Here is a 13697-nt window from a genome sequence, read left to right as displayed (position 1 = left end):
TGCTGCTCCTCCGTCATGCGATCCGCCATCCGCGGCCGCGCAGGTCCGCCTCGAGGCCGCCCGCGACCTCCGGGGCGACCGCGATCTCCACGATCCCGATCGGCGCCCCCGGCGAGTGCTCGAGGCGCATGTCCTCGAGGTTCACGCCGAGCTCGCCGATCTCGGTGAGCAGGCGGGCGATCTGTCCGGGGCGGTCGTCGACCAGCACCACCATCGTCGTGGTGCGGAGGTCGACGCCGTGCTTGCCGGGGATCCGGGCGACGCCGTCGTTGCCCGCCGCGAGCACGTCCGCGAGCGCGCGCCGGGCGCCGCGCGCCGACGGGTCCGCCAGGGCGTCGAGCACCGCGTCGAGGTCGTCGCGGAGGTCGGTGAGGATCGGGAGGATCCGCGCCGCGTTCGCGCTGAGGATCTCCACCCAGAGGGTCGGGTCGCTGGCCGCGATGCGGGTGGTGTCGCGGAGGCCCTGCCCGGCGAGGTCGGTCGCGTGGTCGGGGGCGTCGACGAGGCGCGCGGCGAGCAGGCTGGAGACGAGCTGCGGGGCGTGCGAGACGACCGCGACGGCGTCGTCGTGCCGATCGGCGGCGAGCCGCACCGGAACCGCGCCGAGGTCGAGCGCGAGCGCTTCGAGCACGGCGGCGTGCTCCGGGCGCGAGCCGGCGTGCGGCGTGATCACCCACGGCCGCCCGAGGAAGAGGTCGGCGCGGCCGGCGATCGGGCCCCCGCGCTCGCGACCGGCCATCGGGTGGCCGCCGAGGTAGCGGTCGGTCGCGGCGCCGGCCGCCTCGAGCGCGGCGAGCGGCCCGGCCTTCACGCTCGCGACGTCTGTGACGAGCGCCTCCGGGTAGCGCGCGAGCTCCGCGGCGACGACGTCCGCGGTCACGTCCGGCGGGACGGCGACGACGACGAGGGCGGGCGCGTCCGCGGGCTTCGTGGGCCTGCCGGCGCCGTAGTCCACCGCGAGCGCCAGGGTCGCCGGCGAGACGTCGTCGAGGACGACGTCGACGGCGAGGGACGAGAGGCCGAGCCCGATGCTCGTGCCGAGCAGCCCGGTGCCGACGACCCGGACCTGCCCCGTGGTGCGGGCGGACACGGGCGAACAGCCTACCGGTCGGGCCGCCCCCGCCTCACGAGGGTCGCGAGCGCCCCGAACTCCGCCGCCGTCAGGTCCCTGGACCGGCCGGCCTGCAGGTCCCCGAGCTTGAGCGGGCCGAATTCGCGGCGCGCGAGCTCCCGCACCGGGTGGCCGACCGCGTCGAGCATCCGCCGCACGATCCGGTTGCGCCCGGAGTGCAGCGTCACCTCGAGCAGGGTCGCGCCGGGCTGCGCACCGCCCGGCAGGATCCGGACGCGGTCGGCGGCGATCGGGCCGTCGTCGAGCTCGACCCCCTCCCGGAGGCGGTGCAGCGCGGCGGGCTTCACGGCCCCCTCGACGAGCGCGATGTAGGTCTTCGTCACGCCGAAGGACGGGTGCGCGAGCACCTGCGCGAGGTCCCCGTCGTTCGTCAGCAGCAGGAGCCCGGAGGTGTCCGTGTCGAGCCGGCCGACGTTGAACAGCCGCTCCTCGTAGCGATCCGCGTACTGGGAGAGATCCGGCCGCCCGCGGTCGTCCTGCATCGACGACACGACGCCCGTCGGCTTGTGGAGGATGACGGTCCGCCGCTCGGGGTCGACCCGCACGGGCACGCCGTCGACGGCGACCTCGTCCACCGCCGGGTCGACGCGCGTCCCCGGCTCGGTGGCCGTGCGGCCGTTCACCGCGACGCGTCCCGCGGCCATGAGCTCCTCGGAGGCGCGGCGGGAGGCGACGCCCGCGGCGGCGAGCACCTTCTGCAGCCGCTCGCCACGCCGCTCCGAGCCCGTCGAGGGATCCGGTCGCTGCTCAGCGGACATCGGCGTGCGCCCCCTCGACGCCTTCGAGCAGCGGGGCGAGCGGCGGCAGCTCGGCGAGCGAGCGGATGCCGAGCGCGACGAGCAGGTCGCCCGTCGTGCCGTACAGGATCGCGCCGGTCTCCTCGGAGCGCCCGACCTCTGTGACGAGGCCGCGAGCGACGAGCGTCTTCAGCACCGAGTCGACGGAGACGGCGCGGATCGCGGCGACCTGCCCCCGCGACACCGGCTGGCGATAGGCGATCACGGCGAGGGTCTCGAGGGCGGCCTGGCTCAGCCGTCCGGCGGTCTCGATCTCGAGCAGGTGGCGCACGCTCTCGTCGTGCGCCGGCCGGGCGTAGAGGCGCCAGCCGAGCGCGAGCTCGCGCAGCTCGAACCCGCGGCGCCGCCCGCCGTCGCGGCCGTCGTAGTCGTCGCGGATGCGCTCGACCGCCTGGCGCACGACCGCGACGGGGCGGTCGACCGCGCTGGCGATCGTCAGCAGGTCGAGCGGGCGGTCGGCGACGACGAGCAGCGCCTCGACGCGCTCGTCGAGGTCGTCGAGCGCCGACGGCGCGTGCCCCCGGGCGGGCGCGGGCGCCGGGTCCGCTGCAGGGGCCGGGTCCGCCGCGGGGGCCGGGGCCTCCTCCCGCGCACCGAACGCGGCCGCGAGCTCGGCGTCGTCGACGGGGGCGCCGAGCAGGCCGGAGAGCAGGAGGGCGACCGGCTCCTGCGGCGTGCGCCGCGCCGGCGCCGAACGGTCACTCATCGAAGCCCCCACCGAGCCGGGCGAGCGTCGCGTCGTCCCAGTCCTGGGCCGTCCACCGCACGACGAGCGCGCCGAGCGGGTCGAGCTGCTCGAACGCGATCGCCCCGAGCCGGTACAGCTCGAGCACCGCGAGGAACCTCGCGACGACCACGGGCCGGGTCGCCGCCGGTCCCGCGAGGTCGAGGAAGGACATGGACGAGCCCCGGCGCAGGAGGCTGACGACCTCCGCCGCCTGCTCGCGGAGGCCGATCGCCGAACCGTGCAGGTGGTCGAGGCCGACCGTCGGCTCCGGGCGGGGAGCCAGGGCGAGCGCGGCGAGCTGCGCGAACGCGGCGAGGTCCACGTCCAGCTCGGGCGGTGCCGCGGGCGGCAGCTGGTGCTCGCGAACGGCACCGCGGTGCGCGTGCCGGGCCTCCTCGAGTGCGAGTGCCTCCGCGAACCAGGTCGACGCCTCCTTGAAGGCGCGGTACTGCAGCAGTCGGGCGAAGAGGAGGTCCCGCGCCTCCAGCATCGCGACGGCCTCCGCGTCGACGACCTCGCCGGCGGGCAGGAGGCCGGCGATCTTCGCGTCCAGCAGGGTCGCGCCGACGACGAGGAAGCCACTCGTCTGGTCGAGGTCGGCGTCGTCCCCGAGGTGCTCGAGGTGCGCGAGGAACTCGTCGGTGACGATCGAGAGGGCGAGCTCGGTCACGTCGAGCTCGTGCCGACCGATCAGGTCGAGCAGCAGGTCGAACGGGCCGTCGAAGCCGCCGACGCGGACCCGGAACGTCGGGGCCGCGTCGACCTGCACGTCCCGGTCAGGCGAAGGCACCCCGCACCACCAGTTCCCGCGCGAGCTGCAGGTACGCGGCCGCGGCGCGGTGCTCGGGCGCGTACTCGAGGATCGGCTCGCGCGCGACGGAGGCGTCCGGGAACTTCACGGTCCGGCTGATCACCGTCTCGAGCACGTCGGCGTCGAAGGCCTCCACCACGCGGTCGAGGACCTCGCGGCTGTGCAGCGTGCGCGGGTCGTACATCGTGCCGACGATACCGTCCAGCGCGATCGCCGGGTTGAGCCGGTCGCGGACCTTCTCGATGGTCTCGACGAGCAGCGCGACGCCGCGGAGGGCGAAGAACTCGCACGCGAGCGGGATGACGACGCCGTGCGCGGCGGTGAGCGCGTTGACGGTGAGCAGCCCGAGGGAGGGCTGGCAGTCGATGAGGACGACGTCGTAGTCGTCGACGACGCGACGGAGCACGCGGGCGAGGCTCTGCTCACGGGCGACCTCGTTGACGAGGTGCACCTCGGCGGCGGACAGGTCGATGTTCGCCGGGATGATGTCGAGGCCCTCGATCTGCGTGTGCTGGATCGCGACGCGCGGGTCGGTCCGCGAGGAGCCGAGCAGCAGCTCGTAGATCGTCGGGACGTCGTCCGTCTGCACCTTGAAGTTCGCGGACAGGGCGCCCTGCGGGTCGAAGTCGATGAGCAGCACCCGGCGGCCGTAGGCGGCGAGCGCCGCGCCGAGGTTCACGGTCGTCGTGGTCTTGCCGACGCCGCCCTTCTGGTTGCAGAGCGCGACGATCCGCGCCGGGCCGTGCTGCGTCAGCGGCGCCGGCACGGGGAAGTCGTGCGCCGGCCGACCGGTCGGGCCGATCGGCAGCGCGTCCTCGGCTGCGTCGGGTCGGGTGTCCAGCACGGTCATCTGCGTCATGGGTGTGGTCCTCGGGTCCTGGCTCGAACGTCCGACCACGCTATGCACGGCTGTCCCCCGTCCGGGGGCGACGCGCCGCCGCCGGCTGGACGCGCGCCGAGCCCGCGGCGTGTCCTGCCGGCCGGTTCGGTCCGCTGGTCGAGGTGCGAGCGCAGCGAGCCTCGAGACCAGTCCGCGATCGGAATGGTCTCGACACGGGGGCGGAGCGCCCGGCTCGACCCCCGGGGCCTAGCGCGCCCGGGGGTGCGCGGTCGTGTAGACGTCCCGCAGGCCGTCCGCCGTGACGAGCGTGTACAGCTGCGTCGTCGCGACCGTACTGTGGCCGAGCAGCTCCTGCACCACGCGGACGTCGGCGCCGCCCTGCAGCAGGTGAGTGGCGAAGCTGTGCCGGAAGGTGTGCGGTGAGACGTGCGCCGAGAGACCGGCCCGCTCGGCGGCGGCCTGGATGACGAGCCACGCCCCCTGCCGGGACAGCCGCGCCCCGCGCGCGCCGAGGAACAGCGCGGGTGTCGCCGGCCCCTTCGCCGCCCACATCGGCCGGACGCGGGTGAGGTAAGCGTCGACCGCGGCCCGAGCGTAGGAGCCGACGGGCACGAGGCGCTGCTTGCCGCCCTTGCCCAGCACCCGCACCAGCTCCCCGGTCGACAGGTCGTCGACGTCGAGCCCGACGGCCTCGCTCACCCGGGTACCGGTCGCGTAGAGCAGCTCGAGCAGGGCCCGATCCCGGACGAGGACGGGCTCCTCCCCCTCCGTCGCGGCGATCAGGCGCGCCATCTCGTCGATCGCGATGGCCTTCGGGAGGCGCATGGGCAGCTTCGGCGGAGCGACCTCGTGCGCGACGTCGTCCGGGACGACGCCGTCCTCCGCCAGGAACCGGTGCAGCCCGCGCACGGACGACAGCATCCGAGCCGCGGAGGAGGCCGCGGCGCCGTCCTCGCCGCGGATGCGCGAGAGAAACGCCGTCACGTCCGCGGTCGTCACATCGCCGACGTCCGTGCGGCCGGCCTCCTCGAGATGCGCGGCGTACCGCGCGAGATCGCGCCGGTAGGCCGCGAGCGTGTTGTCGGACAGGCCGCGCTCGACCGCGACGTGGCGGAGGAACCGCCCGACCGCCTGCTCGACCTTCACGGGGTCGAGTCCAGCACCGCGCTGCTCGCGGATCCGCAGAAGCGGGACGACACGCCGCGTCCTCCGCGGCTCACCCCGGCGTGTCGACCAGGAACTGCGGATCCGCGAACGAACTGCGGATCCGGAAGGTCAGCGGGTGACCCAGGGGTCGCCGCCGACCACCGGGTGGCGGAGCCACGGCTCGTCGCCCGGCGCGAGCGTCGTCCAGTCGCGGGCCCGCGCGGCGACCGCGGCCAGCGCGCCGACGACCAGGGAGGGACTCTGCACCCGGCGGCTCAGCACCGCGTCGACCACGTCGTCGAGGGGCACCCAGCGCACCTCGATGTCCGCCTCCTCGTCGCTCCGCTCGAACGCGGGCACGGCGGACACCCCGCGCGCGAGGTAGACCCGGATGGTCTCGTCGCTGCCGCCCGGGGAGTTCTGGAAGTCGGCCAGGACGTTCCAGGTCGTCGCCGCGACGTCCGCCTCCTCCGCCAGCTCCCGCTGCGCGCCGACCAGGGGCGGCTCCCCCGGCTTGTCGAGCAGCCCGGCCGGGATCTCCCAGGCCCGGGTGCGGATCGCGTGCCGGTACTGGCGGATCAGCAGCATGCGCTCGTCGTCGTCGAGCGCCAGGACGGCGACAGCTCCCGGGTGGCGGACCAGCTCCCGCGTGATCGGCTTCCCGTCGTAGTCGAAGGTCTCCCGCGCGACGTCCCACACCCGGCCTGAGTGGAGGAGCGTGTCGGCGACGACCTCGTGCCGCTCCGGGCGGTCCTCGATGGCGTCAGGCACCGGCGGCCACCTCCTCCACGTTCGAGTCCTCGAACAGGCGGGACGCGCGCTGACGCTCGAGCGCCGCGCCGACCAGGCCGCGGAACAGCGGATGCGCGTTCGTCGGGCGCGACCGCAGCTCGGGGTGCGCCTGGGTGCCGATGTAGAACGGGTGCACGTCGCGCGGCAGCTCGACGAACTCGACGAGCTTGTGGTCGGGCGACGTGCCGGAGAAGACCAGACCGGCGCCCTGCAGCCGCTCGCGGTAGTGGTTGTTCACCTCGTACCGGTGCCGGTGCCGCTCGCTGACCTCCGCCCGGCCGTAGAGGTCGCGGGCGAGGGTGCCCTCGTCGAGGTCGGCGCGGTACAGGCCGAGGCGCATCGTGCCGCCCAGGTCGCCGCCGGCGATGATCGCGACCTGCTCCGCCATCGTCGCGATGACCGGGAACGGGGTGTCCGGGTCGAACTCCGTCGACGAGGCGTCCGGCAGGTCCGCCTCGTGCCGCGCGTACTCGATGACCATGCACTGCAGGCCGAGGCACAGCCCGAGCGCCGGGATGCCGTTCTCCCGCGCGAAGCGGAGCGCGCCGACCTTGCCCTCGATGCCGCGCACGCCGAAGCCGCCCGGGATGCAGATGCCGTCGAGGTCGCCGAGGTGCTGCGCGGCGCCCTCCGGCGTCTCGCACTCGTCGCTCGGCACCCAGCGGAGCGAGACCTTCGTCTGCTGCGCGAACCCGCCGGCCCGGAGCGCCTCCGTGACGGACAGGTAGGCGTCCGGCAGGTCGATGTACTTGCCGACGAGGCCGATGGTGACCTCCTGACGGGGCTGGTGGACCGCCTGCAGGACGGTGTTCCAGCTGGTGAGGTCGACGTCCCCCGTCTCCAGCCCGAGCGCCTCGACGATCGTGTCGTCGAGGCCCTGGTCGTGCAGCATCGCCGGGATGTCGTAGATCGACGGGGCGTCGACCGCGTTCACCACGGCGTCCTCGTCGACGTCGCACATCAGCGCGATCTTCTTGCGGTTCGCCTCCGTCACCGGGCGGTCGGAGCGCAGCACGAGGGCGTCCGGCTGGATGCCGATGGAGCGCAGCGCGGCCACGGAGTGCTGCGTCGGCTTCGACTTCTGCTCGCCCGAGGTCGGGAGGTACGGCACGAGCGAGACGTGCACGAAGAACACGTTGCGGCGACCGAGCTCGTGGCGCACCTGCCGCGCCGACTCGAGGAAGGGCTGGCTCTCGATGTCGCCGACGGTGCCGCCGATCTCCGTGATGATCACGTCCGGCTGCGGGTCGTCGGCGGCCTGCAGGCGCATGCGGCGCTTGATCTCGTCGGTGATGTGCGGGATGACCTGCACGGTGTCGCCGAGGTACTCGCCGCGTCGCTCCCGCGCGATGACGGAGGAGTAGATCTGCCCGGTCGTCACGTTCGCCGACTGACTGAGGTTGATGTCGAGGAACCGCTCGTAGTGCCCGATGTCGAGGTCGGTCTCCGCGCCGTCGTCGGTGACGAACACCTCGCCGTGCTGGAACGGGTTCATCGTCCCGGGATCGACGTTGAGGTAGGGGTCGAGCTTCTGCATGACGACCCGCAGCCCGCGCGACGTCAGCAGGTTGCCGAGGCTCGCGGCCGTCAGGCCCTTCCCCAGAGACGAGACGACGCCTCCGGTGACGAAGACGTGCTTCGTGATCTTGGCCGGCATCGAACTCCCCGTGTCCACCACGGGTTTCCATCTTATGGATGTTCCGGGCACCGGACCGACCACGGCGGTCGCGACTCAGGCGGTGCCCGCGAGGTCGAGCAGCTCGCGGGCGTGCGCGAGGGCCGAGTCGCTCGTCGTGAGCCCGGACAGGAGCCGCGCCATCTCCGCGACCCGCTCGTCGCCGGTCAGGCGCTGCACCGTGGAGGTGGTGACGCCGCCGTCGGACCCCTTCAGCACCTTCAGGTGGTTCGTCGCGAACGCGGCGACCTGCGCGAGGTGCGTCACGGCGATGACCTGCGACGTGGTCGCGAGCCGGGCGAGCCGCTTGCCGACCTCCGTCGCCGCCGCGCCGCCGATCCCGGCGTCGACCTCGTCGAACACGAACGTCGGCACGGGATCCGTGCCGGCCAACACCACTTCGAGGGCGAGCATCACGCGGGAGAGCTCGCCGCCGGAGGCGCCGCGGGCGATCGGTCGTGGCTCCGCGCCCGGGTAGGCCCGGAGCAGCAGCTGCACGGCGTCGCGGCCGGTCGCCGTCAGCTCCTCGCGGCTCGTCACCTCGACGAGCACCGACGAGTTCCCCATCGCGAGGTCGCCGAGCTCCGCGGTCACGGCGGCGCCGAGCCGATCCGCGGCGTCGCGACGCAGCGCCGTCATCCGGTCGGCGAGCACGGACGCCTCGCGCTCCGCCTCGCCGGTCCGGGCGGCGAGCGCCTCGAGCCGGTCCGGGTCCGCGTCGAGCTCCAGCAGACGCCGGCTGCCGGACTCGGCGGTCGCGAGCACGTCGTCGAGCGTCGGCCCGTGCTTCCGGAGGAGCACGTTCAGCTCCCCGATCCGCTGCTGCACGCCCTCGAGCCGCCCGGGGGCGTCCGGATCGAGCGCGGCGAGGTAGCTCGCGAGGTCGGCGGAGGCGTCCGCGGCGAGCGACGCCACCGACGCCACGGTCTCGGCCAGCGCGGCGAGCTCCGGGTCGATCGGCGCGGCCCGCTCGAGCGCCCGCCGCGCCTCGACGAGCAGCGTTAGCGCGTCGAGCGCGCCCACGTCCTCGGAGGACAGCGCCTCGTGCGCCGTCGCCGCCGCGACGCGGAGCTCGTCCTGCGCGCCGAGCCGCTCGGCGAGGGCGGCGAGCTCGGCGTCCTCGCCGGGCTGCGGCGCGACCTCCTCGATCTCCGCCAGGGCGATCCGGAGTTCCTCCGCCTCCGCGGCCCGCGCGTCCCGCTCGGCCGTCAGCCGGTCGAGCTCCGCGCGGTCCTCGAGGAGCCGCCGGTGCACGGCCGCGTACTCCTCCAGGACGGCCGCGAGCTCGCCGCCGGCGAACCGGTCGAGCAGCTCGCGCTGCGCCACGGGCGACTTCAACCGCAGCTGCTCGGACTGCCCGTGCACGGCGACGAGGTCCTCACCGAGCTCCTGCAGCACCCCGACCGGCACGGATCGGCCGGCCACCGCCACGCGGCTGCGGCCCTCCGCGGAGAGGGTCCTCGACACGAGCAGCTCCGCGGCGCCCTCGCCGATCGGCTCGAGCTCGCCGCCGGCGTCGTCCACCCGGTCGGCGACCGCGCCGTGCGCGGGCACGATCCAGCGCGCCTCCGCGACCGCGCGCTCCGCGCCCGCCCGGAGCACCCCGGAGTCGGCCCGTCCGCCGAGGAGCAGCCCGAGCGCGGTGACCACCATCGTCTTGCCGGCGCCGGTCTCGCCGGTGAGCGCGGTGAAGCCGGGTCCGAGCGGCAGGACCGCGTCCTCGATCACGCCGATGCCGCGGATCGTGATCTCCTCGATACCGGGGCGGGGCGCGCTCACGACGCCGGGCCCCGCCATCCGCTCACCGGCAGGTCGAACTTGTGGACGAGCCGGTCCGTGAACCGGTCCTCCTCGGAGTGGATGCGCGCCAGCCGCACCGGTCGCGGCGAGGCGCCGATCTCGATCCGCGCGCCGACCTCGAGGTCGAACATGCGACGCCCGTCGCACCACAGCACGCCGCTCGTCGGCGTGCGCCGCAGGACCTCCACGGCGATCGTCGAGGTGGGGGGCACCACCAGCGGCCGGGCGAACAGCGCATGGGCGGAGAGCGGCACGACGAGCATCGCGTCGAGGGTCGGCCAGACCACCGGCCCGCCCGCGGAGAACGCGTAGGCGGTCGACCCGGTCGGCGTCGACACGACGACCCCGTCGGCCCCGAAGGTCGACAGCGGCCGGCCGTCGACCTCGAGCACGACCTCGAGCATCCGCTCCCGCGCCGCCTTCTCGACGGAGGCCTCGTTCAGCGCCCAGTCGCGGTGCACGACCCGGTCGTCCTGGTAGACCGTCACCGCGATGGCCCGGCGCTCCTCGACGTCCCAGTGGCGCTCCACGACGCGGCGGATGACCCGGGTGAGATCGTCCGCCTCCGCCTCGGCGAGGAAGCCGACGTGGCCCATGTTCACCCCGAGCAGCGGGACGTCCGAGTTCCGGACGAGCTCGGCGGCCCGCAGGATCGTGCCGTCGCCGCCGAGGACGACGACGAGCTCGAGGTCGTCGACCCGCACGTCCTCCCCGAGCACCTCCACGCCGTCGACGTCGCAGCGGCCCGCGAGGTCGTCGCGCTCCGTCGGCGTGAGCACGGGGACGACGCCGCCGTCGCGCAGCAGTGCGATCGCCTTGGCGGCGGCGTCGACGGTCACGTCGCGACCGGTGTGGGCGAGGATCAGGACGTGGCGTCGCTGCGTCATCCGACCTCCCCGGGGCCAGGGCGCACGGCGCGCCCGATCGACGTCGTCCATTCTGACGGATCGCTCCCGCGCAGACGGTGGAGGTGCACGAGCGCCTCCCGGTTGCCGTGCGTGCCGACGACCGGGGACGGGATGAGGCCCGCGGTGAGGAAGCCGGCGGCCGATGCGGTGTCCAGCACCGCCCTGACGGCGCGCTCCCGGTCCGCCGCATCGGGCACGAGCCCGCCGCGCACCACGGTCCTACCGACCTCGAACTGCGGCTTGATCAGGAGGATCACATCCGCGTCCTGCGCCGCGACCGCGGCGATCGCCGGCAGGACGAGCGTCAGCGAGATGAACGACAGGTCCGCGACCACGACCTGCGGCGCGTCCGACCGCCCGGTCAGCTCCGCGAGCCGCTCCGCCGTCAGCGTGCGTGCGTTCTCCCCCTCGACGACGACGACCCGCGGATCCGCGCGGAGCTCCGGCGCGAGCTGGTCGTGCCCGACGTCGAGCGCGATCACGGAGGCGGCGCCGCGCTCGAGCAGGACCTGGGTGAAGCCGCCGGTCGACGCCCCGAGGTCGAGGGCCGTCCGTCCGTCGACCGCGACCTCGAACGCGTCGAGCGCGGCGTCGAGCTTGCCGGCCCCGCGACCGACCCAGCCGCTGCCGCGGTCGACCTCGAGCACCGCGTCCGGTCCGACCTTCTGCGAGACGCGCTTGGCGGCCACGCCGTCGACGCGGACCCGTCCGGCGGCGATCGCCGTCTGCGCGGCCGACCGGCTGCGGACGAGCCCGCGGCTCACCAGGGCGACGTCGATGCGTTCGAGGTCGTCGGAGGCCGCTGCGGGGGCCGTCACGAGGAGGGCAGCTGCAGTCGCTCCTCCAGTGCCCGCTGCGCGGCGAGGTACGCCGCGGCGCGCGCCTCGAGGGGCAGCGCCTCGACCGCCGCCGGGGTGATCCGGTCGTCGTCCATGGTCGTCAGCGTAACGAGGCGCGCAGACGGAGCACGGCCTCCGGGATGCGGAGGGCGTAGACGCCGACGCCCGACGACCAGACCGCGGCGGCCACCGCGCGGATCAGGTCGATCGGCTCGCCCTCGCGGACGACCTCGAGCTCCACCCCGCGGATCCGGGCGATCGCCTTGCCGACCTGCACGCCGTCGCCGCGACGCTTCACCTCGGGGTACGGCTCGAGCAGCCCGCGCAGATCGGCGAGGACGAAGCCGGGCCGCGAGTCCGGCGGCGCGGCGAGGAGCTCCTTCGGGCCGTCGATGCCGGTGAGCACGAGCGCGGACGGCATCCCGGCCGCATTCGCCCCCTTCACGTCCGTGTCGAGGCGGTCGCCCACGAAGAACGCCCGTCGCGCGCCGAACCGCTCGACGGCCGTCTCGAAGAGCGGCGTCTCCGGCTTCCCCGCGACGATCGGGAGCCGCCCCACCGCGGCGTGCACCGCGGAGACGAGCGTGCCGTTGCCCGGGGCGATACCCCGGTCCACCGGGATCGTCCAGTCGGTGTTCGTCGCGACCCAGAGGCGGTCCGGGTCGGCGAGGGCGAAGGACGCCTCCGCCAGGTCCTTCCAGCCGAGCTCGGGGGCGAAGCCCTGCACGACCGCGTCGGGCGCGTCGTCGGCGCTCGCGGCGACGACGAACCCGGCCTCCTCGACGACGGACCGGAGCCCGATCCCGCCGATGACCAGGACGCGTGCACCGGCGGGCAGCCGGTCGGCGAGCAGCCGCACGGCCGCCTGCGGGGACGTGACGACGTCGTCCGCCTCCGCCGCCATGCCGAGGGACGTCAGCTGCTCCGCGACCGTCGCCGCCGTCCGGGACGCGTTGTTCGTGATGTAGCCGACCCGCACGCCGCGCGCGCGGACGGCCTCGAGCGAGGCCGCCGCATGGGCGACCGCGCCGCTGCCGCGGTACACGACGCCGTCGAGGTCGAGCAGGAGGGTGTCGGCGTCGCCGAGCGGCGTGGAGCGCGCCACGGGGTCAGGCCCCGACCCCGTCGGCGTCCGGCTCCTCGCCGGCCTCCGTCTCCACCACCACGGCGTCCTGCTCAGAATCCGCGTCGTCGAGCACCCGCTCGGCGTTCTCCGCCCGCTTGCGCCAGCGTGCCACCTCGTCGGCGTCGCCCAGCTCCTCGTGCACGGTCGCGAAGGCCTCGAAGAGCGTCGGGGACCACACGTGCACGACCCGGAGGTCGAGCGGCGCGCGCTCGAGCTCGTCGAGCGCGGCGCGGGCATCTCCGAGGTCGAGCCGCGCACCCGACATCGCGATGGCGAGTCCGACCTGTGCCTCGACCGGGAGCGTGCCCCGGTCCACGGCCCGGCCGACCTCGAGCGCACGGTCGGGTCGACCGACGCCGCGCTCGCTGTCGACCATGAGGGCGATCTGGTCGTCCGACCCGGAGATCCGGCGGAACGTGCGCAGCTCGCGGAGCGCGAGCGCGAAGTCGCCCGTCGCGTAGGCGGCGATCGCCACGCTCTCCCGGACCACCGCGACGCGACCCGCGCGGCGAGCTGCAGCGAGCGCATGACGGAGCGCCTCGTCGGGGTCGTCCTCGATCACGCGCGAGGCCGCGACGAGGTGCCGCGCGACGGCGTCAGCGTTCTCCTTCGACAGCGTGCGCAGCTCGCTGCGTGCCGCCCGGTCGAGGTCCGACGCCTTGATGTCGTCCGGCAGCGCCGGCTCGTCGACGTGCCGCCCGCCACCCGAGCGGTGAGCGCCGTCGGCGTCCCGCGACGGCCGCGGGTCCCGCCGAGCGCCCTCGCGGGCCGGCCGATCCGAGGCGAACGAGCGACCCGAGCGCTCCGTCGAGCGCTTGCCCCGCTGGCCCGGTCGATCGTTGTCGCGCCGCGGCCGGTCGTTCGACTCGCCGCGGTCGTGGCGCGCGCCACGGCGCGGTCGGTCTCCGCCGCGCCCGTTCTGGTCGCTCATCTCGGCTCCTCCGCGGGCTGCGCCGCAAAAAGGAAAAGGGGGAGGACCTGCGCTCGCAATGAGCGCAGGGCCTCCCCCTTTTCTAGAAGAAGTCCGGCGGTGTCCTACTCTCCCACGAGGTCACCCTCGCAGTACCATCGGCGCTGAGAGCCTTAGCTTCCGGGTTCGGAAT

13 protein-coding genes and 1 rRNA gene are annotated in these 13697 nt (G+C 74.6%); all 14 read right to left on the bottom strand.

Annotation, left to right across the window (positions count from 1 at the left end):
• Window positions 1-13 precede the first annotated feature (13 nt).
• Window positions 14-1090 carry a prephenate dehydrogenase gene (locus CLV52_RS08430; protein ID WP_133765926.1) on the bottom strand — a complete coding sequence of 359 codons (1077 nt, stop codon included), beginning with the start codon at window positions 1088-1090 and terminating at the stop codon, window positions 14-16.
• 11 nt (window positions 1091-1101) lie between these two features.
• Window positions 1102-1890 (bottom strand): pseudouridine synthase, encoded by a 789-nt coding sequence (locus CLV52_RS08425; protein ID WP_133765925.1) that lies wholly within the window; start codon window positions 1888-1890, stop codon window positions 1102-1104.
• The gene (scpB, locus tag CLV52_RS08420) at window positions 1880-2635 is read right to left on the bottom strand and encodes an SMC-Scp complex subunit ScpB (RefSeq protein WP_133765924.1); all 756 of its coding nucleotides are present in this window, start codon (window positions 2633-2635) and stop codon (window positions 1880-1882) included. The genes CLV52_RS08425 and scpB overlap by 11 nt, the downstream gene beginning before the upstream one ends.
• Complete coding sequence (locus CLV52_RS08415; RefSeq protein ID WP_342773143.1) at window positions 2628-3425, bottom strand: segregation and condensation protein A; 798 nt, start codon at window positions 3423-3425, stop codon at window positions 2628-2630. The genes scpB and CLV52_RS08415 overlap by 8 nt, the downstream gene beginning before the upstream one ends.
• A 7-nt stretch (window positions 3426-3432) precedes the next feature.
• Window positions 3433-4317 (bottom strand): ParA family protein, encoded by an 885-nt coding sequence (locus CLV52_RS08410; RefSeq protein ID WP_133766745.1) that lies wholly within the window; start codon window positions 4315-4317, stop codon window positions 3433-3435.
• Between the two features lie 237 nt (window positions 4318-4554).
• Window positions 4555-5454, bottom strand: a complete 900-nt coding sequence (gene xerD, locus CLV52_RS08405; RefSeq protein WP_133765922.1) for a site-specific tyrosine recombinase XerD — start codon at window positions 5452-5454, stop codon at window positions 4555-4557.
• A 129-nt stretch (window positions 5455-5583) separates the two neighbouring features.
• Complete coding sequence (locus tag CLV52_RS08400) at window positions 5584-6225, bottom strand: NUDIX domain-containing protein (RefSeq protein ID WP_133765921.1); 642 nt, start codon at window positions 6223-6225, stop codon at window positions 5584-5586.
• Window positions 6218-7903 (bottom strand): CTP synthase, encoded by a 1686-nt coding sequence (locus CLV52_RS08395; protein WP_133765920.1) that lies wholly within the window; start codon window positions 7901-7903, stop codon window positions 6218-6220. Before CLV52_RS08395 ends, CLV52_RS08400 begins: the two co-directional genes overlap by 8 nt.
• A 75-nt stretch (window positions 7904-7978) precedes the next feature.
• On the bottom strand, window positions 7979-9718 hold the full coding sequence (gene recN / locus CLV52_RS08390; protein WP_133765919.1) for a DNA repair protein RecN: 1740 nt from the start codon (window positions 9716-9718) through the stop codon (window positions 7979-7981).
• Window positions 9697-10608, bottom strand: a complete 912-nt coding sequence (locus CLV52_RS08385) for an NAD kinase (protein ID WP_133765918.1) — start codon at window positions 10606-10608, stop codon at window positions 9697-9699. The genes recN and CLV52_RS08385 overlap by 22 nt, the downstream gene beginning before the upstream one ends.
• Window positions 10605-11447, bottom strand: a complete 843-nt coding sequence (locus CLV52_RS08380; protein ID WP_133765917.1) for a TlyA family RNA methyltransferase — start codon at window positions 11445-11447, stop codon at window positions 10605-10607. The genes CLV52_RS08385 and CLV52_RS08380 overlap by 4 nt, the downstream gene beginning before the upstream one ends.
• Window positions 11448-11568: 121 nt before the next feature.
• Window positions 11569-12573, bottom strand: a complete 1005-nt coding sequence (locus CLV52_RS08375; protein WP_133765916.1) for an HAD-IIA family hydrolase — start codon at window positions 12571-12573, stop codon at window positions 11569-11571.
• Window positions 12574-12577: 4 nt separating this feature from the next.
• Window positions 12578-13525: a hypothetical protein gene (locus CLV52_RS08370; protein WP_133765915.1), complete on the bottom strand. Its 948-nt coding sequence runs from the start codon at window positions 13523-13525 to the stop codon at window positions 12578-12580.
• A gap of 91 nt (window positions 13526-13616) precedes the next feature.
• A 5S ribosomal RNA gene (rrf, locus tag CLV52_RS08365) occupies window positions 13617-13697 on the bottom strand; the annotation flags it as partial.

Source organism: Amnibacterium kyonggiense, from assembly GCF_004364555.1.
GTDB classification, from domain to species: Bacteria; Actinomycetota; Actinomycetes; order Actinomycetales; family Microbacteriaceae; genus Amnibacterium; species Amnibacterium kyonggiense.
This window is presented reverse-complemented; position numbering and strand designations above follow the sequence as displayed.